A 25,826-nucleotide genomic window follows, 5' to 3' on the forward strand; every position below is an offset into this window, starting at 1 on the left:
CGCCGCCGGGATGACCACCGGTCCGGTCGTCGGCTCAGCGGCTCGCGAACTTGGCGGCCAGCTGCGGGGTGGACACAAGGGAAACTCCTGTGAACCGAGTCAACACCCGGCCGCCGGGAGTGCACGCCGTCACTGTGAGCGCAGCGGACGTACGATTCCCGCTCCCGTTGCCGTTCACAGCGGCCGACTCCGGTTCCACCACCACGACGAACGGCTCCCCGTCCGGCAGCGCCTCGTACAGATCGACCCGAGCCACTCCCATCGGCAGACTCGCCGTGTCCCGGTGCAGCCGCATCCACACCAGCGCGGCCTGGAGCAGCAGATCGGCGGTGCCGGGCGCGTACCGGCCCGTTCCGAACGCGCCGCCCGCCGGCCGGTGCTCGGCCAGCGCGCACTCCAGGACCAACCGGTCCTCGCCCGACGCCAGCACTCGCCGCAGCCCGCGCAGCGACACCCCGTGGAACAGCGTGCCGTCGGCGTAGAACACCTGTGCGTCACTGCCGCCGCCCAGCGCGGGCAGCCCGGTCACCCGTCCCCGGGCCTCGGACCCGGACTCGTACCCGGCGTCGCCCAGGATCACCCGGGCCGCGTAGTGCGGCCGTACGGTGCCGTCGGCGTTCGTCGAGCGGATCGCGACGTCGGCCTCGGCGCCGTCGGGCGTCGGATCGACGGAGAGCTGGAAGGGCCGGCCGCCGCCGGCGCTGCCGTCCTCGTCGAAGACCACGCCCTTGTGCACCGCGAAGTCCCTGACCTGCGAGACCGTCCCACCGGTCAGCCGTTCCACCGCCCCCGCGGCCCAGCCGAGGGCGGCGGCGGCCGGCAGCACCGGCGCGTCACCGATCACATGGTCCGCGACGAGCGGATCGGTGATCAGGCCCGCGAGATCCCGCTCCAGTACGGCCGCCGACGTGGGCGCGACGGGCTCGCGCGCCGAGAGAGGGGTGGTCGGGCCGAGGACCGTGACCACGTCCCCCGCCCGCTCGGGGCCGAACTGCTCGGTGAACATCAGGGTCCCGGTCCCCACCGGGATCAGCGCGATGCCCCGCTCCTGGAACACCGCCTTGATCTGCGGCGACACCATGCCGCTGTCCCAGGCACCCCAGTTGAGGGCGGTCACATGGGCCTGCGGGTGGCTGCGCCGGAAGGCGGCGGCCCAGGCGTTGAGCACCTCGTTGGCCATCGCGTAGTCCGACTGCCCCCGGTTGCCGAAGAACCCGGCGACCGAGGAGAACAGCACCACGTGCCGCAGCTGTTCGGCGGGCAGCGCGGCCACCACCGAGCGCAGCCCGCCCAGCTTGACGGAGAAGACCCGGTCGATCTCGGCGGCCTTCTTCGCGGAGATCAGCTGGTCCGCGAGCACACCGGCCCCATGGACGACACCCGTGATCCGCTCCTGGTACGGGGCCAGCGCGGCGGCGGTCGCGGCGGCGTCGGCGATGTCCACGGCCAGGTACTCGACCTCGCTGCCCGCCGCCCGGATCTCCGCGAGCGTCGAACGCACCTCGCGCTCACCGATCACGGCCTGGTACAGCTGCTCGACCCGCTTCGGCGTCGGCTTCTCGCCCGCCCGCTTCAACTGGTCCACCGCTGCCGCCTTGAGCGCGGCGGCATCGGCAAGACCGCGCGCCCACTCGGGCTCCTCGCCGAGCGCAGTGCGGCCGAGGAGCAGCAGGCCGGGCCGGTTCGCGGCGGCCAGGGCCACTGTGCAGCGGGCGGTGATCCCGCGTCCGCCGCCGGTCACGACGAGCAGGTCGTCGGCGCCGAGGGCGGGGGGCGGAGTGGTCGGGCGGGTCGTGTCTCCGGGGGCGATCCCCGGTGCGGAGCCGAGGGTGAGGGCGACCCGGTGGGTTCCGTCGCGGCCCACCTGGACCGGGCCGGCCGCCGCGTCGTACACCTCCTCCAGGACCAGTTCCGCCGCCTCTGTCGAACCCAGAGCGGGGGTGAGATCGACGGCACGGCAGAACAGTTCGGGTGCCTCGACGGCGAGGGTCTTGACCAGGCCGCCGATGCCACCGGCGGGCACCGCGTCCTCACTCACGCCGCCCAGCCCGAAGGTTCCGTCGAGCCGGGTGACGGTGACGAACGCGGCCCGGTGACCGCTCGCGGCGGCCTTGGTGAGCGGGCCCACCGCGTGCTTGGCGACGAGCAGGGAGTGCGCCAGTCTGCGGACGCCCTCGGCCCACGGCAGCTCGTCCGCCGCAGCGAACCCGAGCACGAGATGCACCCGTTCGTCGCCCAACTCCTCGAAGCGGGTGGCGAGTTCACTCGCGCCCCAGCCGGTGAGGGGCAGGTCCGTCGCCCCGGTGACCCGCTGGGCGACGCCGGGCAGCCGCAGCACCCGTACCCGCCAGCCGGTCGAGACGAGCCGCGCGGCCGAGGCCTCGGCGACCGCACTGCCGTCGTCGACGACCACGGCGGCGGCGCCCAGCGGATAGGCGTCGACGAGCCGGTCCGGCGTCGGCAGCTCGGCGAGCGCCGCCTGCCCACGGCCGAGCGCGGGCGGCGCGGAGACGACAGCGGCCTTGGATGCCGGTCGAGACGCCTGCTCCCGGTCGGCCGGGCCCGCGACAGGAGCCGGGGAGCCGGCCGAAGGAGCGGAGGACGGGGCTTCGGACAGCCCGGCGACAAAGCCCACGATGTCGCCCAACGTCCGCAGTTCCGCGAGCTGTTCGGGCCCCACGGGCGTCGGGCTCGGGAACCGCTCCTGGAGGACGCCCATGATCTCCACCCGCTTGATGGAGTCGATGCCCAGGTCGGCCTCCACATCCATGCCGAGGTCCAGCATCTCGGCCGGGTAACCGGTCTTGGCGGCCACGACGTCGAGCAGGGCACCGCGCACGGCGTCACCGTCGACGGCAGGAGCCGCGGACGGGGCGGGAGTTGACGCCGAGGAGCCGGAACCGCCGTTCAGGCTCAGCATGAAGCCGACGATCTCGTTCAACGTGCGCAGTTCCGCGAGCTGTTCGGGTCCGACGGGGGTGGGGCTCGGGAAGCGTTCCTGGAGGACGCCCATGATCTCGACGCGCTTGATGGAGTCGATGCCCAGGTCGGCCTCGACGTCCATGTCCAGGTCCAGCGTCTCCGCCGGGTAGCCCGTCTTGTCCGACACGACTCCGAGCAGTACGTCCGCCACATCCTGGGCGCCGATCGCCGAGGCGGGCCGAGTCTGAACCAGGGCCTGCGCCTGGACCTGGACCTGAGGAACGAGGCTGCTCGAACCACCGAGGCTGAGCACGAAGCCGACGATCTCGTTCAACGTGCGCAGTTCCGCGAGTTGTTCGGGTCCGACGGGGGTGGGGCTCGGGAAGCGTTCCTGGAGGACGCCCATGATCTCGACGCGCTTGATGGAGTCGATGCCCAAGTCAGCCTCCACGTCCATGCCGAGGTCGAGCATCTCGGCCGGGTAGCCGGTCTTCTGCGACACGATGTCGAGAAGCGCCGCCTGTACGTCGTCCTCCGTGACGGCGGTCGACGGAGGCTCGGAAGCAACCGGGCCCGCAACAGGAGCAGGCGCAGGAGCAGGCGCAGTTGCGGGCGCGCGTGCAGGCAGGGCGACAGGCGGTGACTCGACGGCAGCCGCCACCGGGGCCACCGGGAGAGGGGCCGGCGCCGCGATCACGGGAGTGGCAGGTACCGCCGGAGCGGCCGGTGCCAGTGTGCCGATCTCCATCGCCGCCAGGTCCCGCAGGATCTCGTTGGCCCGCAGATGCGTACGCCCGATGGCCAGCCCGTGTTCCTTCACGGTGGCCACTCCGGGGATGACCGCGTCGACCCTGCCCTGCTCGTCGGCCCGCTCCAGGATGCCCATCAGCCGCTGGGCGCTGTTCAACTGGCCCTGGAGATAGTCGTCGTGCAGTGCCAGATGGTCGGCGATCAGTCCGGAGAGCCGGTCGGCGCCCGGGGCGGTGGTCCGGTCGAGTTCTTCCACAGGCTCGCTCTCCAGGGTGTGGGCGGCGGGAACGGGCGGCGCCACGGACGCCGACGGTTGGGCGACGGGCCGTACGGCGACCGCGGTCGAGGTGGCCACGGGCGCGGGCGAGGGCTGCGCCGAGGGCGTCAGGGGACCGCGCGCGATCACGGCGCCCGGCACCGGCACGGTCTCCCGACCGATGTGCACGGCACCGCCCCCGCCGCCATCCCCGTTCCGGTCCACGCCCGTCACCCGGTAGCCGTTCTCCAGAGCCTCCCGGTAGGCGTCCTTGCGGGCCTGCGGCACATGGTTGATGCCGTTGAGCGGCACCGTCATGCCCTTCACCGGCGGGACGGCCTCGGGCTCGGACACATACCGGTCGGCCGTGGCCAACGGCAGTCCGAGCACGACGAGTTGGGCGACGGCCCGCTTCAGCGCGGTGTCGGCGTCCCCGCCGCTGCCCGGGTCGAGCTGGACCGCGAAGTGCTCGCGCTCGCCGAGGATGCGGTGGACCAGCTGGGTCAGCACGCCCTTGGGGCCGAACTCGACGAACGTGCGGAAGCCCGCCGCGTACATCTCCTCGACCCGGTCGGCGAACTGCACCGGCTGCACGAGCTGGTCGACCAGCGTCCGCCGGTTGGCGTTGACGTCCGAACCGTAGGCGGCGCCGGGCGAGTTGGCGAACACCGGGCGGCGCGGCTCCAGGATGTGCGCGCCGGCCACCTGGCGGCCGAAGGCGTCCACCGCGTGGGCGACGAACGGCGTGTGGAAGGCCGCCGACACCGGCAGCCGCAGCGCCCGTATCCCGGCCGTGTCCGCCGCCTCCACCAGCCGCTCCACGGCGTCGGTCGCACCGCCGACCACCACCTGGTCCGGCGCGTTGCGGTTGCAGACGGTCAACCCGGGGTGGGCGGCGAGGAGTTGCTCCACCTGGGCGGCGGAGGCGGTCACCGCGGCCATCGCGCCGGGGTCGAAGCCGGGCTCGGCGGGCGGGGCCATCGCGGCGCCCCGTGCCCGGGCCAGCGCGAAGTACGTGTCGTCGTCGATCGCGCCGGCCGCCCACAGTGCCGCCAGTTCACCGAAGCTGTGGCCGAGGAACCCGTCGGCGTCGAAGCCCAGTTCGGCCAGATATCGGAAGTGACCGGCGGCCAGCGCGCCGATGGCGGGCTGGGCGTACTCCGTGCGGCGCAGCGCGCTCTCCTGGGCCGTGCGCGTCGCCTCGTCGAAGGCGGGCGGCGGGAACGCCACCCGGGACAGCGGGAGTTCGTGGTCGCCGAAGGCCGCGTTGGCCCGGTCGAAGGCCGCCCGCAGTGGGGGCAGCGCCAGGACCGCGGTCCGGCCCGGGGCGACGTACTGGCTGCCCTGGCCCGCGAAGAGCGCGGCCACCTTGCCGGTCGGGGCGGCGGACCGGCGGAAGTAGATCCCCTTGGGGTGGGTCCAGGAGTCGGCTTCGCCCCTGGCCCGCAGCTCGGCCGCCGCGAGGGTGCGCAGTTCGGCGAGTTCCTCCTCGGTGCGGGCCACCAGGGCGAGCCGCGGGTGGTTCGCCGGGGCCTGGCCCGGTCGGGACTCGGCTCCCCCTTCCAGCGCCCGTATCAGACTGTTCATGTCAGGCTCATGCCATGTATGAACTCGGCTGACCGGGAACATCACCCGAAGGTCGTCGCCGTCGCCGTGTTCCTCCATCACCAGATGGAAGTTGGTGCCGCCGAAGCCGAACGAGGAGACCCCGGCCCGGCGTTGCGGTCTGCGCGGGTCGCGGATCCACGGGCGGGTCCGGGTGCCGACGTAGAAGGGGCTCTGGGGCCAGTCGAGCGCCGGGTTCGGGGTGTCCACGTTGATCGTGGGCGGCAGCAGCTTGTGGTGCAGGGCCAGCGCCAGCTTGATCATGCCGGCCGCGCCGGCCGCCGCCTTGGTGTGGCCGATCTGCGACTTCACACTGCCGACCGCCGCGAACTGCCGTTCCTCGGTGTGCTGCGACACCACCGCCGACAGCGCCGACAGTTCGGTCGCCTCGCCGACCGCCGTGCCCGTGCCGTGCGCCTCGAACAGCTCGACCGAGGCGGGAGAGCAGTCCGCGTCCTCGTACGCGCGGCGCAGGGCGGCCATCTGGCCCTCCTTGCGCGGGGCGTAGATGGACTTGAAGCGGCCGTCGCTCGACGAACCGATGCCCCGGATCACCGCGTAGACGCGGTTGCCGTCCCGCTCGGCGTCCGAGAGCCGGCGCAGGGCCAGCATGCCGATGCCCTCGCCGATGAGGGTGCCGTCGGCGTTCTCGTCGAACGGGCGGATGTGGCCCGCCTTGGAGAACGCGGGCGTCTTGCTGAAGCACAGGTACATGAAGATGGTGTTCTCGGCGTCGCAGCCGCCCACCAGCATCATGTCCGAGCGCCGCTCCAGGAGTTCGCTGACCGCCGCCTTCACCGCGCCCAGCGAACTGGCGCAGGCCGCGTCGATCGTCATGTTGGTGCCGCCCAGGTCGAGGCGGTTGGCGATCCGCCCGGCCACCACGTTGCCCAGCATGCCGGGGAAGGAGTTCTCCTCCCAGGGCGCGAACGCCAGCTTGAACTTCTCCGCGATCTCGTCGGCGTCCCGGTCCGAGAGCCCGCAACTGCGCACGACCTCCTTGAGGACGGGCGTCTGGAGCCGGGCCGACAGCGGCTGGGTGAGCTGGTTGGCGCCGGTCACCCCGAGCACCACCCCGGTCCGCGAGGCGTCGTACCACTGCTGGTCGGAGCCCGCGTCCCGGAGCAGATCGCGGGCCACGACCAGGCTCAACAGCTGGAGGACGTCGGTGACTTCGAGGGTGTTGGGCGGAAGCCCGAACTCCAGCGGGTTGAACGGGACGGCCGGGATGAAGCCGCCCCGCTTCGAGTACGTCCGGTCGGGCGCGGTCGGGTCGGAGTCGTAGTGCTCGGCGACGTTCCAGTGGGTCTCGGGCACGTCCTCGATGCAGTCGGCGGCGGAGACCACGTTGTCCCAGAAGGCGCGCAGATCACGCGACTTGGGGTACAGCGCGGACAGCCCGACGATCGCGATGGGGTCCCGGGCCAGCCGGCGGTCGAGTTCGGAAGGATGCGAAGCGTTCACGGGAGGCTCTCTTGGTCGGACGGCGGGGGAGGATCGCCCCGCAGCGGTTCGGAGGAACTGCGCATGACGTACGAGAGAACGAAGCAGAGGTGGCAGCGGAAAGGGTGAGAGAAGCCGTGGGGGGCGAGAGGGGGCGTCGGTCAGGAGGCCCGGAGCAGCGGTGCGATCACGCCGAGGGAGTCCGCACGGGTGAGCATCGTGTAGTGGTCGCCCGGACAGCGGTGAGCGGTGAGGCCGTGGGGGGCGAGCGGGCGCCAGCCGAGCGTGGGGTCGGCCGGGACCAGGCTGCGTTCGGGCTGCACCAGCGTCACGGGCAGCGGGGCGGTTCCGGGGTGGTGCGGTGCCGTCAGCCGGTTGTTGCGCAACAGGCCGTCGACGTAGGTGTCGTAGAGCTTGCGCAGCCCCGGCAGCGGGGTGTCCGGCAGCAGTGCGCCGGAGGCGGTCGCGGCGTCGAGGACCGCGGTGAGCCCGTCGTCGGTGCCGCAGCCGGCCAGCCGGTCCAGGTCCAGGGGTACGGGCCTGCCGCGCTTGGCGCCCAGGTACATGGCGAACCAGCTGAGCAGCAGCTCGGGGCGCAGCGCGTCGTCGGGCTGCTTGTACTCCTCGACGGGGGCGATGCTGTCCAGCACCACCAGACGCCCGGGCCGTCGCTCGGCCGGCATCAGCCGGGTCGCCGCCAGCGCGAGCACCCCGCCGAAGGACCAGCCGGCCAGGGTCCAACTCCCGTCCGTGGCAGCGCCGTTCTCCTGCCGGGACCGCTCCAGCGCGGCCAGCAGCAGGGCCGCCAGGTCCTCCACGGTGGTCGCCGCCCGGCCACCGGTGAGCGCCGCTTCCGCGTACTCGGGGACCGCGCCCAGGTCGAGCACCGTGAGCCCGGTGCCGTCCGGCAGGGCGCCCGCGAGGCCCTCGTACACCTCGACGGAGAGGGCGCCCGGATGGACGACGTACACCGTGGACCCGCCGGGGACGGCGGGGCGGAAGGCGCGGGCGACCGGCGGTGGACCCTTACGCGGTGGCCGCACGACGGCCGCACTCCTCGGCTATGTAGGCCGCCAGGTCCTTCACGGTCGGGTGGTACCAGAGCGTCGTCGTGCTCAGCTCGAAACCGAGCCAGTTCTCCATCTCGCCGGCGAGGATGAGCGCCTCGGTCGAGTCGAGATCGAGTTCGTCGAAGTACACCTCGGGCGAGACCTCGCCCGTCGCCACGCCCATCCGGTGGGCGATCTTCTCGATCAGCCAGTCCTGGGCCTCACGAGCGGTCACTACGGCCATGGTGTGTCGTCCTTCCCTGTGGCGCGCGCCCGGCGGGACCCGGGGCGCGAGCGGATGGTGAATACGCCTGCCCGGCATCAATGGGGGACCGGGTACGGAAATGGTCGATACGGACGGCAGTGATTTGTGACTGACTTCACGCGGAGTGCGGCAGAGAACAACCCGTCAGTAGACAGGTGCAGTAGGAATCCGGTCTCTTTGGTCCAGACATGCGCTTCCACATGAAAGGAGCTGCGTTCGGGAGTGGCCGCCCGAAGCATGCAGGCCACAGTCTTGCCAGTTGACTGAATCTTGGACAACCACTCTTCCGGAGAGTGGAAAGAAATCGTGGTTTACGGGCGTAGAACGCGAGGCGGAATGTGTTACCGGCGGGTGAACTTTCGGCCGGTGACTTCGTCGGCGGCCTCTAATCCCGTGGTCCGGCACCCCGCCGGAAAGCGCCGGGTGTCATATTCACCCGACGTATGAAGAACTTCCCGAAGTTCGTGACTTCGGTGAATCCGAGCTGGCGGGCGATGCTGCCGACGGGCAGATCCGTGTGCACCAGCAGACGCTTCGCCTCCAGGGCGACCCGGGCGTCGATGAGGTCCTTCGTGGTGGTGCCGGCGACGCTGCGGCAGGCCCGCGAGAGGGTGCGGGGCGTGCAGTTGAGCGCGGCGGCGTAGTCCTCGACCAGCCGCGTCTTGCGGTAGGAGTCCTCCAGCTCGCGGCGGAAACGCAGGAAGAGTTCGCCGTTCTCGCCGGCCGGGCTGCCGCTGTGCTGCTGGTCCGCGCGGTGGCTGCGGCACATCTGGTCGATGTGGAGCAGGGCGACCGCCAGCAGATGCTTCAGGAGATCCTCGCCCAGGCCCTCGTCGGGCCGCTCGAACTCCTCGCGGAGCAGGGCGAGCACCCGCCGGAAGGTGCCCAGTTCGTCGTCGGTGAGTTGCCAGTGGGAGGGCCGCAGGACGTCGTCGAGCATCCCCATGTGGGCTCGCAGCCGCAACGGGAACGTCTCGGTGAACATCACCAGACAGGCCTCCATGTCCGAGGGCAACTCGAACTGGATCACCTGGTTCGGCCTGATCCACAACAGGGAACCCACCCGGGAGGGGTAGGGCGTGGAGTCGATCGTGAAGGCGCCGGTACCCTCTTCGACCAGCACGATCTGGTGGAAGTCGAGCCGGTGCGGGGTGGCGGTGAAGTCCACGAGACCCGCCTCGCGGATCTTGTCCCGCACCTCGCTCAGGGTGGTCATGGCCATGCCCACTCCGGGTCTGCAGACGGGGGTGTAGGGGACTACCGGTATCGGTAACGAAGCGAAATCGACCATGAGCGTTCCGGAATCGACCTTTCTCGGGCTCCTTTAAAAATCAATGATAGGTGTGGCCGCCCGTTGCTGGATCACTCCGGCGCATGCACGAGCAACAATCCCCACACGATGTGCAGGTGAAGGGAAGTAGACGGGATGACCACCCACCCCGGCGCCCCCGAGCGCTCGGTTGTCGACCGGACGCTCAGCATCCTCGGCGTCTTCGACCGCGACAACCGCACCCTGACGCTGAGCGACATCAGCCGCCGCTCAGGTCTTCCGGTCGCCACGGTCCATCGCATCGTCAACAAGCTCCACGGCTGGGGTGCGCTGGAACGAAGAGAGGAGGGCGGTTACAGCATCGGTCTGCGACTGTGGGAGACGGCGACGCTGGCCCCCCGCTACTCGGGCCTCGCCGAGGCCGCGCAGCCGCACCTCGTCGACCTCCACGCCCAGTGCGGCGGCGCGGCGGTCCTCGCCCTGCGGGACGGGACGGAGAGCGTCTGCATCTCCTTCCTCTCCAACGACGCCGCTCTCACGGCCCATTGGGGCGACCCCGGCCGCCGGCTCCCGCTGCACGTCACCGCGGTGGGCCTGGTCCTGCTGGCCAACGCGGGCGCCGGACTGCAGGACGAGATCTGCGCAGGCCCGCTGCGCGCGTACACCGCCGCCACGATCACCGACGGCACCACCCTGCGCAACTGCCTCAACAAGTCCCGGCGCGAGGGGTACACGATGGTCCGCGGCACCCTGCGCGAGGGCCGCGGCGCCATCGCGGCCCCGGTACGCAACGCACGCGGCACCGTCGTGGCGGCGGTCGGCATCGTGAGCCCGGTGGACATGCTCCAGCCGTCCCGCCTGACCCCCCTGATCCTGGCCACGGCGGAGGCGGTCTCCCAGCACGACCGGACGGAGGGCTGGCGGATGGCGGGGGTGGGGGCATAGCCCCCGGCCCAGAGGGGCGCGGGGCTGCGTCGATCTACAACTCCGCCGTGTGGGCGCGACCGGCCACGACGCATCCGTGGACGACACACAAGGCTCCCGGCGGAGCCCCTACGCTCAGGTGAGGCCGACGAACCACACCGCCCCCACGATCGGAGCGTGCATGACGACGGATCGGACCACGAACGGCGAAGTGCCGCCCACGGCAAGGGAGTCGGGGTCACCCACCGCCGACGTGAAGGTGAGTCCGGTCGCCGGGCACATCGGCGCCGAGATCTCCGGCGTCGACCTGACCGAACCCCTGAACGACACCGTGGTCGCCACGATCAGGGCGGCCGTCCTGCGCTGGAAGGTGGTTTTCTTCCGCGACCAGCGGCTGGACCACGCCGCCCACCTCGCGTTCGCCCGCCGCTTCGGCGACCCCGTCGTCCTCCGCCGCCGCGGCGGCGCCTCACCGCCCGACTTCCCCGAGGTCGAGACGACCGCCGACCGCCTCGAACTCGGCGGACGCTACGGCATGGAGCACACCGAGTGGCTGGAACGCCGCCGCCACTCCCTGCTGCGCGGCTGGCACTGCGACCACGGCGCCCGTATCGACCCGCCCGCCGCGACCGTCCTGCGCGCCGAGACCGTACCGCCGTACGGCGGCGACACCACCTGGTCCAACCTGGCCGCCGCGTACGCCGGACTCTCCGCGCCCGTACGGGAGTTCGTGGACGGACTGCGGGCCGAGCACCGGCTCGGCGTCGGCTACCAGTCGCGCCCCGGCGACGACGCGTACCTCCGGCACCTGCTCGACCACCAGGTCGCCTCCGTGCACCCGTTGGTCAGGGTCCACCCGGAGACGGGCGAGCGGGTGCTGTTCGTCAACGGCTACTACCTGGAGCAGATCGTGGACGTCTCCCGCGCGGAGAGCCGCCTGCTCCTGGAGCTGCTGCTCGAACAGGCGACCAGGCCCGAGTACACGGTCCGCTTCCGCTGGGAGCCCGGCAGCGTCGCCTTCTGGGACAACCGGGCCACCATCCACCTCGCCCCCAGCGACAACGCCCACCTCGGCCACCCCCGGGTCATGCACCGTGTGATGCTGACCGGCGACATCCCGGCCGGAGTGGACGGCAAGCCTTCGCAGCCGGTCACCGGCACCGCACCCGGGAGGTGGTGAGGGCGCCTCAGCCGGTGGCCGACGGCTGCCAGCCCAGAGCGGGCCCGAGCCGGGTCGCGATGTCGGTGAGGATCTGGACGTAGTCCTCGTGCTCGAAGGTGAACGGCAGCGCGAAGGCCACCTCGTCGATCTCCTGGAACGCGACGTGCGCGTACAGGCGTTCGGCGATCTCGGCCGATGTGCCGACGAGGTCCGGCGCGAACATCATGCGCGCCGGACCCTGCGGGCTCGCGGTCCTCGGCAGCCGCTTCGCCGCGTACTCCTCGTACCTCGCGCGCTGCCCGGGCGAGGCGCTGTCGGTCGGGATGACGACGAGCCCCTGGGAGACCCGGGCCCGCTCACCGTCCGGATGACGCTCACGGAAGGCCCGTACGTGCGACAACTGGATCGAGGCGAAGTCCGGCGACCCACCGCTGTCCCCACTTCCCCCGCTTGCCCCGCCCTCTTCGAGTCCTTCCGCCTTTACGACACTGCTGGTCAGGAAGTTCATCCCGTGCTCGCCGGCCCACTGCGCCGACCGCAGGCTCCCGCCGCCGTACCACAGCCGTCGCCCCAGCCCGGGGGAATGCGGCTGCACCCGGTCGGAGAACACCTCGAACCCCTCGACCCCGCTGAAGTCGGTGGCGGGCTTGCCGCGGACGAGGTCCAGGAGCCGCTGCACACGCTCGTAGCCGAAGTCCTCGGCGTCCGCCGTGTCGGGGTAGAGGGCGTCCTTGACCTGGTCGAAGTGCATCGGCGGGCCCACGCTCAGACCCGGGTTGAGCCGGCCGCCGGAGAGGATGTCGACGGTCGCCAGGTCCTCCGCGAGGCGCAGCGGGTTCTCCCAGCCCAGCGGGATGACCGCGGTGCCCAGCTCGATCCGCCGGGTGCGCTGCGAGGCCGCCGCGAGGACGGCGACGGGGGAGGAGATCCCGTACTGGAGATGGCGGTGGCGCAGCCACGCGCTGTCGAAGCCGAGCCGCTCACCCAGCTCGATGATCTCCAGCGTCGACTCGTGCCCGGCCCGAGGATCGTCCCCGTCGAACAGCCCGATGGTGAGAAAGCCCAGCTTGCGCAGGGGGTGAGAGGGGGACGGCACGGACTCCTCCAGCGGATGTCGTACGGACGTTCACACCCCGTCGATTGTGCCAGGCGGCCGGGTGAACGGGATCGTGACCTCGTCCTCGACCGGCGGATCCAGCTCCTGGCTGAGCAGGCCGGTCGCGGAGAAGCAGCGCAGCCGGACCGCCTCCGGGGAGACGTCGAAACGCAGGAAGCTCTTGAAGAAGGGCGGGCTGTACGTCGCCGAGCCGGGCGAGAAGAGCTGGGTGTACGTCTTGCGCACCGGGAGCCGCAGCCGCCGGGTGCGGTCGGGTCGGCCGGCCGTGCCCAGCAGACCGGCGACCAGCCGGACGCGCCGGGTGAGCCGGACGGGCTCGCTCAGGGAGCGCGTCGGACCGATGCCCAGGCGCTCGGCGATCACGGCCGCCGCCTCGGCCTCGGAGAGGGTGAAGAAGCGCTTGAGGTGCAGACGTCGGCCGTAGACCCTGCTGTAGAAGGCCAGTGAGTCGCCGCGCAGCGGATAGCAGCGGAAGTCGTCCTCGGTGACGTCGGCGACCGAGACGCGCTTGATGGTGTGCGTGGCGTGCGTGAAGGCCCCGCCGCCGCCCGAGACGACGTACTGGATCGTCCGGCCGTGCACGTCCACCGGATAGCGCTGGTAGTTGTGGATGTCGCCGCCTATCGCGGCCACGAAGTTGCGCTCCGGGTCGCGGACCAGGTCGTCGACCGTGCCGCCGCCGTCGATCGGGCAGGGGTGGTGCTCGCCGTCCACGTACAGGGGCGACCCGGTGACGAGGATCTTCGGGACCGGCCCGGCGGACACCTCCCGCAGCCAGCGGCCCTGTTCGGCGTCGAGCGTGCCCAGCAGACCGGTGTCGATGCCTATGATCCGCACGGGTCCGGCGTCGATCGCCCAGTACGGGCCCGGCTGTACCGCCTGTTGGGCCGGTGCGGGCCTCAACTTGGTCGCCTCCGCCAGGCGTTGCTCGTCCACCGCGCTCGGCCTGTGCCACAGGAGCCCGCGCAGCCAGGCCCGGGTGAGCGGGCGCGGCGCGGGTTCCGCCGGGAGGGGCGGGGCGTCGCAGAAGACGCGCATGAACCCGTTCAGGTCCTCGTACCAGTCGTGGTTGCCCGGTATCGCGTAGATGGGCGCCGGGTAGTCCTGGTAGGGGCGGAAGAACTTCGTGTTGTAGTCGTCGGTCGCCCCGACCGGGTAGATCACGTCACTGGCGAGCACGGTGAACGCGGTGTCCTGACCCACCTTCAGAAAGCCCGGGACGACGGCGTATTGGGGCGCGTCGCCCTCGCCGGTGTCGCCGATGACCATGAAGGAGAAGCGGTCCGGGTCGGCGCGCCGGACCACCTTGTCGGCGGGTGCGCCCGCGGCCGTGCGCTGCTCCGCCCAACGGCTCCGGGTCCGGCCCGTCGGGTCCCCGAACCAGGAGGCGAGCACGCCGTTGCGGGCGGGCCACAGTGTGCGGGGGTTCAGCCACGAGAGCTTCTCGACCCGGGCGGGCATCAACTCCCGGTAGGCGCCCGGCTCTTCGGCGCCCCAGCCGGCGCCCTCGGCGGTGTCGCGGGACGAGTGGGCGCGTACGGAATCGGCCCGTGATGAGTCAGCCATCGGGGCACCGTAGCAATGTCCTACAGTCGAAGATCCGTCCGGGGCGAGGTCCGCTGCCAACTCGGCTTCGGCCGACCCGTTTCCTGCCTCGGCTGTTGCCCTGTTTCCTGCCCCGACGGCTGTCCGAACGACTGACCCGCCGACTGCCTCGGGATCTGCCGGATCTGCCCCTCGGCCTGCTGCCGGGTGCCCTTCGCGCCCCATTCGCCGTCGCCGAGCACCAGCAGCGGGTCGAACATCACCACGACCGAGGCCAGCAGCAGGAAGATGGCCGGACCGATCAGCATCGGCAGCAGCAGCGAGGTCGGCGAGTCACCGGCCCAGGTCGCGCCGCCCGAGTCGTGCAGATGCACGCTGACGGCGGCCATGCCCGTGTAGTGCATCCCGCTGACGGCCACCCCCATCACCAGACTGGCCCCGAGGCTGGTCACGAAACCCCGGATGGACACGGCGGCCCACAGCGCGGCGGTCGCGGCGGCGACGGCGATCACCACGGAGAGGGCCACGGTCGCCGTGTCGTAGTGGATCTCGCCGTTCAGATGGAGCGCCGCCATACCGAGGTAGTGCATCGCGGCCACACCGAGACCGGTGATGACGCCCGCGACGGAGAGCGCGACCGGTGTGGCGCCGCGATAGCCGACGACGAACACACCGATACCGACGACGACTATCGCCACGGCGAGACTGATGACCGTGAGCCCGACGTCGTACCGGACCGCGGTCTCCTCGACCTGGAACCCGATCATCGCGATGAAATGCATCGTCCAGATGCCGCACCCGATGGCAGACGCCCCCAGCGCCAGCCAACCCGGCTTCCAGGACTCCTCGTTGAGCAGCGATCTGACCACGCAGCGCAGCCCCAGGGCGCTCCCCAGGCAGGCCATGATGTAGGCGGCAACCGGGGTGACGAACCCGTAACTGAATCCGTCAATTGTTCCTTGCATATGCCAAATCCCCCCGAGATACGCCATGTTGAGGGTGAAATTCTCGCTTCACGTGCGAGTAAAGCAAGGAGTTACCGCGAGTATCGGGTGAATATTTCTTGACTGAAGGTCAGGGGGCTGCGGAGAAGCCGATACCCGGGCGGAATCCCCTGTTCCGGTACGGGTGCTGCCGTCCGGCCCGCTGATCGCTATGCTGCGCGGCAAAGCGTTCAAACGAACATGACGAACACGACGAACACAACGAACACGGCGAACTCGACGAGTATGGAGCGAACGGTATGCGCGAGCCGGTCGAACTGAGGCGGCAGCGGATTCTGGCCGCCGTGCAGGCGCGCGGTTCGGCCCGGGTGACCGATCTCGCCGCCGAGCTGGAGGTCTCGGTGGTCACCGTCCGACGGGACGTGGAGGAACTCGCCCGCGAGGGCCGGCTCCGGCGCGGCCACGGCATCGCCCGCTCCACCCTCCCCGCACCGGCCGCCCCGCCCGGGCACGCCACGGCACCGGAGGACGGCGACACCGTCGCCCTGGTCGTCCCCGCCCGCCACTCCTACCTGTACGAGACCCTGCACGGCGCCCGCCCTCTGCTGGAGGAGGCCGGCGTACGCATCGCCCTGCACATCGCCCCGCAGGTCGCCGGCGCCGAACGCCCCCTGGTGGAGCGGGCGTTGGCGGACGGCGCCCGGGGTGTGCTGATCGCCCCGCGCTGGCGCACCCTCGCCGACGAGGAAGCCGACGCCAAGTGGCTGTGCGGGCTTGGCGTACCGACCGTCCTGATGGAGCGCAGGCCCCGCTCCGGCAGTGCGCTGCACGCCCTGGACTCGGTCTGCACCGACCACTGGTACGGCGCCCATCTGGCCGTCGAGCACCTGGTCGCCCTCGGCCACCGCAGGATCGTCTTCGCCACCCGCGACGACAGCCCGACCGCACGTGCCCTGCGCGCGGCGCTCACCGGGATCGCCGGGTCCCATCCCAAGCTCGACGCCTGGACCCTCACCCTCAGTTCGCCCGAAGCGGGCCCCGACCGCTCGGCCGGCGCGGACCGGCCGCCCGTCGACCTGCCCGGCGTCCTGCGTGAACTGGCCGCCACGGCCTGCGTACTGCACGGCGACGTGGACGCCCTGATGCTGGTCCAGGAGCTGGCCACGCACGGCGTCCGGGTGCCGGAGGACTGCTCGGTCGTCGCGTACGACGATGTGGTGGCCGCCCTCGGCAGCACCCCGCTCACCGCCGTGTCCCCGCCCAAGGGTGAGGTCGGCCGGGCCGCCGCCGAACTGCTCCTGCACCGGCTGGCGGACCCGCGCGGCGGCGGGGCGGCACCGGCGCGACGGATCGAGCTGCTGCCGGAGTTGAAGGTACGTGGGTCGACCCGGAGCGTGTAGCGAGCGATCGTTTGACCGCTTTATTTTCTTCTGATCGCTGTATTGACCGTTTCTGGTGGGCCGATCAGGATTCCCGTATCTCGATCGAACAGGACGGGAGGCACCCATGCCTGGTCGACGGAACCCACGTCGACGAAGTCGTCGGTCCGTGCTCACCGCGATGGCCGCATTACCGCTGGCGGGCACGGTGAACGCCTGCAGCGGGGGAGCGGACTCCGCCGCGCGCGCCACCGGCGGGAAAGTCACTCGCATCACCTTCTGGTCCGCGCTGCGCGGCAGCCAGGAGGTGGTGGACGCCTTCAACAGCACCCACGACAGCATCCAGGTCGACTACCAGCAGGTCCCGTCCGGCGGTCAGGGCGGCTACGCCAAGCTCAGCAACGCGGCCCGCGCGGGCAACGCCCCCGACGTGGCGACCATCGAATACCCGCAGGTGCCGGGATTCGCCATCGACGGCGTAGCCCGCGACCTCACCTCGATGGTCACCGACGAACTGCGCGCGAAACTGCTGCCGCAGGCTCTCGGCCTCACCACCTTCGAACAGCGCGTGTTCAGCGTTCCGTTGGACGTCGAACCGATGGTGATGCACTACCGCGCCGACCTGTTCGCCGAGCACGGCTTCGAAGTGCCGGGCACCTGGGCGGAGTTCGAGGAGCTGGCCCGCGCAGTCCGCCGTAAACTGCCCGGCCGTCGGCTGGTTCTCTTCCCCACGGACGGCGGCACCCAGTTCGCCGCCTACTCCTGGCAGGCCGGCGCCCAGTGGTTCGACACGGCGGGCGGTGCCTGGAACGTCTCCCTCGCCGACGCCCCCACCCGGCGCGTCGCCGCCTATTGGCAGCGCCTCATCGACGAGGACCTCGTCTTCGTGAACGCCGTGGAGAGCAGACAGTCCGACGCCCAGATCGCCGACGGACTGGTCCTCACCCGGCTCACCGGTGCCTGGGAGGCGGGCGCCCAGATGAAGGCGCGGCCCGCACAGGCGGGCCAGTGGCGGATCGCCCCGCTGCCCCAGTGGGAGATCGGCCGCCCGTCCGTCGGCACCCACGGCGGCTCCACCTTCGCGGTCACCAAGGACAGCCGACACCCGGAAGCCGCCCTGGAGTTCATCGCCTGGCAGGTCTCCCACCCCGACGCGCTGCGCGCCCGTCTCTCCAGCGGCACCAGCAGCCAGTACCCGGCCGCCTCCGCACTGGTCACCGTCGGCCGCGAGGCCTTCGACCGCACCTACTACGGCAACCAGGACATCTACACCCTCTTCGAGGAGGAGGCCCACAAGATCCGCGACGGCTGGGTCTGGGGCCCTCGCTTCACCGCCACCCAGCGGGTCATGCAGGACAACTTCGCGCGCGTCGGCGGCGGCCAGGGCTCCCTCATCGACTCCGTACGCGCGGCCCAGGACGGCACGATGCCCGACCTGAAGGCCCTCGGACTGGCGACCACGCAGCACAGCACATGAGCCGGAACCCCCACACGCTCCGCACGGTCCGCCGCCCGAAAGGCAGGTGACACCCCATGACCGCGACCACCCAGGCCCAGCCCACCGCGCCCGCCACCGCCTCCCGCGCCACCGTCCCGGCCTCGGCCCAGCGCGCCCGCAAGAGGGCCCGTCGAGGTCAACTCGCCGCGTGCGCAGTCCTGATGGCCCCCTTCTTCGCGCTCCTCGTCACCGTCTTCCTGATCCCCGTCGGCACGGCGATCTACCTGAGCTTCTTCAGCGACGACCAGCCAGGCCTCGGCTTCGGCCCCGAGCGCACGATCTTCGTCGGCCTGCGCAGCTACGCCGCAGTCCTCACCGACCCGACCTTCCTGTCCGGGCTCGCCACGGTCGCCCTGTACTGCCTGATCTACATCCCCCTGATGGTGATCGGCGCCCTGGCCCTGGCCCTGCTCCTCGACTCCGGCGTCGTACGCCTGCGCGCCTGGGCGCAGTTGGGCCTGTTCCTGCCGCACGCCGTGCCCGGCATCATCGCCGCCCTCATCTGGCTGTACCTCTACACACCCGGGATCAGCCCGGTGATCGACCTGTTCGCCAAGGCCGACATCACCATCGACTTCCTCGGCATCCACACCGTGCTCCCGTCGATCGTGAACATCGCCCTGTGGAGCAACCTTGGCTACAACATGGTCGTCTTCTACGCCGCCCTCCAGGCCGTTCCCCGGGAGGTCATCGAGGCGTCGGTGGTCGACGGCGCCGGGCCCGTCCGCACCGCACTCCAGGTCAAGACGCCCCTGGTCCGCACCTCGATCGTCATGGTCGCCATCTTCACCCTCATCTGGGCGCTGCAGCTGTTCACCGAGCCCATGCTGCTCAGCCAGTCCTCCCCGATGATCAACTCCCGTTTCTCGCCCAGCATGTACATCTACGACGCCGCCTTCACCCGCAACAACTACAGCCTCGCGGCAGCCGCCTCGGTCGTCCTGCTCGTCTGCACGATCGCCCTGTCCTACGGCGTGACCCGCTGGACCAGCCGCGCCAACACCCCCGAGGAGACGGCCCGATGAGCACCGGCGACAGCACCCTCATGCGCCCGCGCCTGCTCGGCCGGGCCACGGTCAACGCGGTCGTCGCGATCTCCGTCCTCTACACCCTGCTGCCAGTCCTGTGGCTGGTCCTGGCCGCCGGCAAGAACCGGGACGCGCTCTTCAGCAGCAACCTGCTGTCGCTGGGCGACTTCTCCTTCGTACAGAACGTCCGCGACCTGTTCGCGATGGACGACGGCCTGTACACCCGCTGGTACGGCAACAGCCTGCTGTACGCCGTCCTGGGCGCCGGAGTCGGCGCGTTGGTGAGCGTGGCCTGTGGCTACGCCTTCGACAAGTACGGCTTCCGGCACAAGGAGAAGCTGTTCGGCCTGGTCCTGGCGGCCGTCATGGTGCCGCAGACGGTGCTCGCGCTGCCGCTGTACCTGATGGCCTCGGAGGCGGGCCTCGTCAACACCTTCTGGGCCGTGTTCATCCCCGTCCTGTTCAACCCGTTCGGCGTCTACCTCGGCCGGATCTTCAGCCAGGGCTATGTCCCCGACGAGGTGTTGGAGGCGGCCCGCGTCGACGGCGCGGGCGAACTCACCACCTACGTACGGGTGGCGCTGCGGATGCTCGGCCCCGGCCTGGTCACGGTCTTCCTCTTCCAGCTCACCGCCATCTGGAACAACTTCTTCCTGCCCATGGTGATGCTCTCCGACCAGGACCTGTATCCCGTCAGCCTCGGCCTGTACCAGTGGAACAGCTCGGCCTCCGTGTCGCCCGAGTACTACCCGGTGGTGATCATGGGATCGTTGCTCGCGGTCGTCCCCCTCATCCTCGCCTTCGCCCTGCTGCAACGCTTCTGGCGCAGCGGACTGACGGCGGGCTCCGTCAAATAGCTGTGCCTGTACCGGAGTTGTCGACCAGCAAGGAGTACCCGACCCCGAATGACCGTGTCCTCGCCGGGCCCCGGCTTCCGCCCCCGTGCCGCACTGGCCATGTCCCCGGACGCCGCCGACGCCGTCCTCGACCCCGACTCGCTCGCCGCCCTCGCCGCAGTGTGCGACCTGGCCCCGCTCCCCGTACTCGACGACTTCGGCACCGAGCGCGCCCGCGAGATCCTCGCCGGCGTCGACCTCCTGATCACCGGCTGGGGCTGCCCGGTCCTGGACGCCGACGCCCTGGAGGCGGCTCCGCGACTGCGGGCGGTCGTGCACACGGCGGGCAGTGTCCGCCCGCACGTCACCGAGGCCTGCTGGGAGCGCGGCATCGAGGTGTCGTCCGCCGCCGCCGCGAACGCCCTGCCGGTCGCCGAGTACACCCTCGCGATGATCCTGCTCAGCGGCAAACAGGTCCTGGAACGGGCCCACGCGTACGCCGCCACCCGCACCCGTGACGACTGGCTGCGCACCTCCCGCACGATCGGCAACTATCGCCGAACCGTCGGCATCGTCTCGGCCTCCCTGATCGGCCGCCGAGTCATCGAACTGCTCCATCCCCACGACTTCGAGATCCTCCTCTACGACCCCTACGTGACCGACGCCGAAGCCGCCGAACTCGGCGTGGAGCGCGTCGAGTTGGACACCCTGTTCGCCCGCTGCGACACGGTCAGCCTGCATACCCCGCTGCTGCCCGCCACCCAGGGCCTGGTGAGCCGCGCCCTGCTCGACTCCATGCGTCCGGGCGCCGTGTTCATCAACACCGCCCGGGGAGGTGTCGTCGACCAGGACGCCCTCACCGACGCGGTCCGCGAACGCCGTATCCGCGCCGTCCTGGACGTCACCGACCCCGAAGTGCTGCCGCCCGAGCACCCGTTGTGGCAGTGCCCCGACGCTCTCCTCACCCCCCACCTCGCCGGTTCCCAGGGCAACGAGTGGCACCGCCTCGCCGATCTGGCAGTCGCCGAGACGGAACACTGGGCATCCGGCGCGGGCTTCCGCCATCCCGTACGACGCGAAAGGCTGGCCTTCCTCGCATGAGCAGCACGACCCGTATCACCAGCAGCGGAATCCCCTTCGAACTCCCGCCCGAGGACCGCGAGTCGAGCCCGCACACCGGCTACACGCGGGCCCACTGGGAGGCCGTGGCGGACGGACTCCTGGCCGCCGCCTGGCGCTGGAGCACCCCCGGCGGCGCCCTGCTCGACCTGCCCGGTGCCCCGTCCCGCTCGGGCGTGCGCTCCGACGGCCTCGAAGGCTACACGCGCACCTTCCTCGCCGCCGCCTTCCGGGTCGCGGGCGCGAACGGCGACGACCCGCACGGCTGGCTCGACCGCTACGCCCAGGGCCTCGCCTCGGGCACCACCACCCCCGGCCGCGCCGACACCGAGTCCTGGCCGCTCATCCTCGACCACGACGTCCAGGGCCAGCCGATGGTCGAGTCGGCGTCCGTGGCCCTCGGCCTGCGACTGACGGCGCCCTGGCTCTGGAAACGGCTCGACTCCGCCGTACAGGACCGGGCGGAGGAGTGGCTGCGCGGCTCGCTGCGCCACTCGCCCGCCCCGAACAACTGGTACCTCTTTCCGTACACGGTCGCCGGTTTCCTGGAGTCGGTCGGACGCGGCGATGCGGAGACGGCCAGGGCTCGCGAGCGAGCCCTGGAGCTGATGGAGACCTGGTACCGGGGCGACGGCTGGTACGCCGACGGCGACGGCCGGGCCTTCGACCACTACAACGGCTGGGCCCTGCACCTGTACCCGGTACTGGACGCCCACCTGGGAGACGACCGCGAACTGTCGTCCCTCTACGGCCCCCGTCTGCGCGAACACCTGGACGGCTTCGCGCTGATGTTCGGCGGTGACGGCGCCCCGATCCACTTCGGCCGCTCCCTCTCGTACCGCTTCGCCGCCTCGGCGGCCGTGGGCCTGGGCGCCCTCACCGGCCACACTCCACTGACCCCCGGCACGAGCCGCCGCATCATCAGCGGCAGCCTCCGCCACTTCCTCGACCGGGGCGCCCTGACGGAGGACGGCCTCCTGACCCTCGGCTGGCACGGCCCCCACCAGGCCACCTTGCAGACCTACTCGGGCCCGGCGTCCCCGTACTGGGCCTCGAAGGCCTTCGTCTCCCTGCTCGCCCCGGCCGACGCCCCGCTCTGGACGGCGGTAGAGGAACCGTCACCGGTGGAGGAAAGGGACCGGGTGCTGTCCCTGCCCGCCCCCGGCCTGCTGGTGCAGTCGACGCGCGCGGACGGGATCGTACGACTGCACAACCACGGCAGCGATCACGTCCGCCCGCACGAGGGCGAGACGGCGGACCAGGACGACCCGCACTACGGCCGCCAGGCCTACTCGACCCACTCCGGCCCGACGGCCCCCGCCAACATCGCCGACAACCACCTCTCCGTGGAGATCGGCGGCCGGGGCAGTGTCCGCCGCCGCATCCACCCTCTGGGCGCGGGCCACGGCGACGACTGGGGCTGGGCGGCCTCCTGGCACCGCCCCGTCTTCACCTCGGGCCCGCCCATGGTGCCGGGCCTGCGGGTGGAGAGCGTGACGGTGGTACGAGGCCGCCACGAACTCCGCGTCCACCGCGTGATCGGCGCCCCGACGGGCACCCGGGTCACGCACACGGGCTGGGCGACGGGCCCCGAGGAGCCGTTGACGTCGACCCTGCACCCCCTGCACGGCTGGAACCCGGAGACGGAGGAGGCCCGGGCTCCGCAGGGCACGGCGTACACCCGCTGGGCAATCGTCCCCCGCCTGACGGGCGAGGCGGACGGCACGTCCCTGTACGTGGCCCTGGCGACTCTGACAGCGGACCCGACCCCGCTGGTACCCGACCAGGTCATCTCCGAGATCGAGGCGACGGAGACGACGGTGGAGGTGACCTGGGCGGGGGACGCCGCCCGAACGAGGATCACCTTCGAACCGGTAGCGGTACAGCAGCGCACCTAAGGGGCGCGGGGAACTGCGCGACAAGCCCCCACGCACCCGCAGCCAACAACGAACCCCTACGGCAGCAACTTGTCCAACGCGGCAGCCCCCTCCTCCGCCAACTTCCGCTCAGCCCAAGCCAGACTCCGCGGAGTCACATCACGCCCCGTCGCAAGCACCAGATCCTCAGCGGAAGCGCCATGCTCCGCACCGGTGTGCAGCAGGGCATCGGGCGTCGTGGCATCGTCGGACCACGAGGGCGAATCGGAGTGCTGGATCGGCATGGCGGTCTCCTCGTTCGACGGACCTGCTACCACCATGCACAGCTCACGCCCGGCGCGCACCCCGCGCCGGTACGGGAGCGGGAGCCGTCACTCGAATCGTGACGTGTCTCCCGCGCCCCGGCGCACGATCTCCGCCTCGCCGCTGGAGAAGTCGATCACCGTCGTCGGCTCCGTGCCGCAGTCACCGGAGTCGACGACCGCGTCCAGGACGTGGTCGAGCCGCTCCTTGATCTCCCAGCCCTGCGTCAACGGCTCCTTCTCGTCGGGGAGGAGCAGCGTGCTGGACAGGAGGGGCTCGCCCAGCTCCGCCAACAGGGCCTGCGTGACCGTGTGGTCGGGGATGCGCACGCCGACCGTCTTCTTCTTCGGGTGCAGCAGCTTGCGCGGGACCTCACGCGTCGCCGGGAGGATAAAGGTGTAACTGCCGGGCGTGGACGCCTTGACGGCTCGGAACACGTCGTTGTCGACCTGCACGAACTGGCCGAGCTGGGCGAAGTCCCGGCACACGAGGGTGAAATGGTGCCGGTCGTCGAGCTGCCGGATCGACCGGATCCGGTCGATGCCGTCACGGCTGCCGAGCTGGCAGCCGAGGGCGAAACAGGAGTCCGTCGGATACGCGATCAGCGCACCGGAGCGGATGCTGTCGGCGACCTGACTGATCGTGCGCGGCTGCGGGTTGTCGGGATGGACGTCGAAGTACCTTGCCATCCGGCGAGCCTATGCCCTCCGTGCGGTAAATTCCGGACCGTGATGCGGTGTGAACGTGATTGACCGGGGAAGGGCCGTCGTGGCAGGCAGTGGAGCCGGCGACGGGCAGGACGACATGGGTGGCAAGGCCTCGGGGAACTGGGCGGACGAACTCCTCGACCATCTGCGCCCGGCCGCCCGGGACATCGGCAGGGTGGCCGCCTGGCTCGCCGGGGCCGTCGACGCCGAGGTGTCCCTCCAGGATGTGAACGGCAGCCTCCTCGCCGGGACCGGCGTCCCCGCCGACGACGGTCTGGTGCTGGACGTGTCCACCGGCAGAATCGCTTCTGCGGCCGTCCACGCCCACGGCCGTCACGTCCGGCTGGACGGACTCGGCCACCCCGCCACCAAAGGCGTGCTCGCGGTGACCCGCAGCCGGCCCTTCGACCAGCGGACCACTGACATCGTTGCCCGCACGGCCTGGGTCCTCGAACTGCTCCTGCGCGAACGCGAGACGGCTAGCGCCGAACACCGCCTCGACCAGGCCACCTCCGACCTCCGGCTCGCCATCCTCCAGCTGCTGATGGTCGGCGACATCATCGCCGCCCGCCGGGTCGCCGCGGGCCTCTGGCCCGGCCTCTTCGACACCGACACCGCCTGCGTCTACGTACTGGAGGGCCACGCCGCCAGGCGCGACGACCTCGCCGAGGACTGCCAGGAGGCGGCGGACGGCCACGCGCTCATCGTGCGGTGCCCGGCCGTGGACGAGCATCTGATCGTCGTCGCGCCCGTCGACCGGGGCCAGGACCGGGCGGGACCGGAGCTGCGCACGGTCGTCGGTGAATGGCCCGACACCTTCATCGGCGGCAGCGTCCGGCAGGACCTCGCCCAGACCGCCACCGCGTACGGCCAGGCCGTCAGCGCCCTCGCCGTGGCCCGCTTCCGCCCGGACCGGGCCGCCGTGTACGCCGAACGCACGCACCCCGAGCGGCTGATGAACCCCCTCGCCCTGCGCGGCTGGGCCGACGGGCTGCTGAGCCCGCTCGACGACCTGCCCCACCACACGCGCGCCGAACTCCTCGCCACCACCCGCCTCGGCTTCTCCTTCACCGCCGTCAAGACGGCGATCATCCTCGGCGTCAGCCGCAACACCGTGCGCGCCCGGATGGAACGCGTCGAGGGCCTGCTCGGCGCCGACTTCTCCGACCTCACCACCCGGGCCGCCGTCCAGCTCGCCCTGAACACCCAGGCCGCCGTCCCCGACGGACCGCGCCCGCCCGCGGCCCCGCCCGCCGGAGTGACCGAGCTGCTGCGCACCGACCCGCTCGTGGCCTGGGCGGACGGCCTCCTCGGCCGCCTCACCACGGACTCCCGGGACCTGCGGCGGACGGTCCGCACCTGGATCGCGGCCGGCGGCAACGCCGAACGCACCGCGCAGGTGCTCGGCATCCACGCGCAGACCGTCCGCGACCATGTACGCAGTGCCGAACCCGTCCTGGAACGCCAGTTGCTCTCCGGCGGCAGCGACCTGTACGAGGTCGTCCTCGCCCATCTGGCACTCGGTGACCTCGGCGAACCCGCCGTCGGCCGGGCGAAGCGGGACCATTCGGACGTGACCGTGCACGAGTGAGTCCTCGGCGCCCGAGAGAGGGCACCGGCGAGATACACACCCCCGCTCAACGCGCGTAGGTTCATGTGCACGCCGGTGCTCCAGTGCGCGAGCGCCGGAGCCCACGACGTGGTGCCTGGCCGGAAACCGGCCCCCAAGGCGCCGCGGGTGCGGGGGCGCGGCAGGCACGGGGGTCCGGCCGTTTCCCGCACCCGCGGCTTTCATTCGCGTATGCCGGAATTCGGGTGCGCCGCGTG

General features: G+C 71.3%; 18 protein-coding genes. 9 read left to right on the top strand and 9 right to left on the bottom strand.

What is annotated here, in order from left to right; genetic code table 11:
* Positions 1-34: 34 nt before the first annotated feature.
* The 4 genes from CW359_RS07200 to CW359_RS07215 form a co-directional block, all read right to left on the bottom strand.
* Entirely contained in the window at positions 35-6,997 is a 6,963-nt protein-coding gene (locus tag CW359_RS07200) for a type I polyketide synthase (protein ID WP_105968938.1), read from the bottom strand.
* A 140-nt stretch (positions 6,998-7,137) separates the two neighbouring features.
* Positions 7,138-8,019, bottom strand: coding sequence for a thioesterase domain-containing protein (locus CW359_RS07205; RefSeq protein ID WP_105968939.1), 882 nt, complete (start codon positions 8,017-8,019; stop codon positions 7,138-7,140).
* On the bottom strand, positions 8,003-8,269 hold the full coding sequence (locus tag CW359_RS07210; protein WP_105968940.1) for an acyl carrier protein: 267 nt from the start codon (positions 8,267-8,269) through the stop codon (positions 8,003-8,005). The genes CW359_RS07205 and CW359_RS07210 overlap by 17 nt, the downstream gene beginning before the upstream one ends.
* 406 nt (positions 8,270-8,675) lie before the next feature.
* Positions 8,676-9,512 (bottom strand): helix-turn-helix transcriptional regulator, encoded by an 837-nt coding sequence (locus CW359_RS07215; protein ID WP_232838267.1) that lies wholly within the window; start codon positions 9,510-9,512, stop codon positions 8,676-8,678.
* Between the two features lie 204 nt (positions 9,513-9,716).
* Here CW359_RS07215 and CW359_RS07220 point away from each other — a divergent pair, with 204 nt between their 5' ends.
* Together CW359_RS07220 and CW359_RS07225 are read left to right on the top strand one after the other, a co-directional pair.
* Positions 9,717-10,505, top strand: coding sequence for an IclR family transcriptional regulator (locus CW359_RS07220; protein ID WP_105968942.1), 789 nt, complete (start codon positions 9,717-9,719; stop codon positions 10,503-10,505).
* A 160-nt stretch (positions 10,506-10,665) separates the two neighbouring features.
* A complete protein-coding gene (locus tag CW359_RS07225) occupies positions 10,666-11,664 on the top strand; it encodes a TauD/TfdA dioxygenase family protein (protein WP_105968943.1) in 999 nt (332 codons plus the stop codon).
* Positions 11,665-11,671: 7 nt separating this feature from the next.
* Here the strand turns inward: CW359_RS07225 and CW359_RS07230 are convergent, their stop codons facing one another.
* The 3 genes from CW359_RS07230 to CW359_RS07240 are packed head-to-tail and all read right to left on the bottom strand — an operon-like array spanning position 11,672 to position 15,273.
* Positions 11,672-12,742, bottom strand: a complete 1,071-nt coding sequence (locus tag CW359_RS07230) for an LLM class flavin-dependent oxidoreductase (protein ID WP_105968944.1) — start codon at positions 12,740-12,742, stop codon at positions 11,672-11,674.
* Positions 12,743-12,772: 30 nt separating this feature from the next.
* Positions 12,773-14,329, bottom strand: coding sequence for a metallophosphoesterase family protein (locus CW359_RS07235; protein WP_105968945.1), 1,557 nt, complete (start codon positions 14,327-14,329; stop codon positions 12,773-12,775).
* Between the two features lie 20 nt (positions 14,330-14,349).
* Entirely contained in the window at positions 14,350-15,273 is a 924-nt protein-coding gene (locus tag CW359_RS07240; RefSeq protein WP_105968946.1) for an MHYT domain-containing protein, read from the bottom strand.
* A 278-nt stretch (positions 15,274-15,551) separates the two neighbouring features.
* On the opposite strand from CW359_RS07240, the gene CW359_RS07245 reads away from it, so the two are divergent.
* From CW359_RS07245 to CW359_RS07270, 6 genes are all read left to right on the top strand, one after another.
* A complete protein-coding gene (locus CW359_RS07245; RefSeq protein ID WP_105968947.1) occupies positions 15,552-16,652 on the top strand; it encodes a substrate-binding domain-containing protein in 1,101 nt (366 codons plus the stop codon).
* A gap of 160 nt (positions 16,653-16,812) precedes the next feature.
* Positions 16,813-18,108, top strand: coding sequence for an ABC transporter substrate-binding protein (locus CW359_RS07250; RefSeq protein WP_232838268.1), 1,296 nt, complete (start codon positions 16,813-16,815; stop codon positions 18,106-18,108).
* Between the two features lie 56 nt (positions 18,109-18,164).
* Positions 18,165-19,154, top strand: coding sequence for a carbohydrate ABC transporter permease (locus CW359_RS07255; RefSeq protein WP_105968949.1), 990 nt, complete (start codon positions 18,165-18,167; stop codon positions 19,152-19,154).
* Complete coding sequence (locus CW359_RS07260; RefSeq protein ID WP_105968950.1) at positions 19,151-20,014, top strand: carbohydrate ABC transporter permease; 864 nt, start codon at positions 19,151-19,153, stop codon at positions 20,012-20,014. The genes CW359_RS07255 and CW359_RS07260 overlap by 4 nt, the downstream gene beginning before the upstream one ends.
* 48 nt (positions 20,015-20,062) lie before the next feature.
* Positions 20,063-21,094 (top strand): hydroxyacid dehydrogenase, encoded by a 1,032-nt coding sequence (locus tag CW359_RS07265; RefSeq protein WP_105968951.1) that lies wholly within the window; start codon positions 20,063-20,065, stop codon positions 21,092-21,094.
* Positions 21,091-23,010: a DUF2264 domain-containing protein gene (locus CW359_RS07270; RefSeq protein WP_105968952.1), complete on the top strand. Its 1,920-nt coding sequence runs from the start codon at positions 21,091-21,093 to the stop codon at positions 23,008-23,010. Before CW359_RS07265 ends, CW359_RS07270 begins: the two co-directional genes overlap by 4 nt.
* A 56-nt stretch (positions 23,011-23,066) precedes the next feature.
* On the opposite strand, the gene CW359_RS07275 is transcribed toward CW359_RS07270, so the two are convergent.
* Together CW359_RS07275 and CW359_RS07280 are read right to left on the bottom strand one after the other, a co-directional pair.
* Positions 23,067-23,273: a hypothetical protein gene (locus CW359_RS07275; RefSeq protein ID WP_105968953.1), complete on the bottom strand. Its 207-nt coding sequence runs from the start codon at positions 23,271-23,273 to the stop codon at positions 23,067-23,069.
* Positions 23,274-23,360: 87 nt separating this feature from the next.
* The gene (locus CW359_RS07280) at positions 23,361-23,981 is read right to left on the bottom strand and encodes an L-threonylcarbamoyladenylate synthase (protein ID WP_105968954.1); all 621 of its coding nucleotides are present in this window, start codon (positions 23,979-23,981) and stop codon (positions 23,361-23,363) included.
* 115 nt (positions 23,982-24,096) lie between these two features.
* On the opposite strand from CW359_RS07280, the gene CW359_RS07285 reads away from it, so the two are divergent.
* The gene (locus tag CW359_RS07285) at positions 24,097-25,590 is read left to right on the top strand and encodes a helix-turn-helix domain-containing protein (RefSeq protein WP_105968955.1); all 1,494 of its coding nucleotides are present in this window, start codon (positions 24,097-24,099) and stop codon (positions 25,588-25,590) included.
* Positions 25,591-25,826: the final 236 nt, after the last annotated feature.

The sequence above is a fragment of the Streptomyces geranii genome (genome assembly GCF_002954775.1).
GTDB lineage: Bacteria > Actinomycetota > Actinomycetes > Streptomycetales > Streptomycetaceae > Streptomyces > Streptomyces geranii.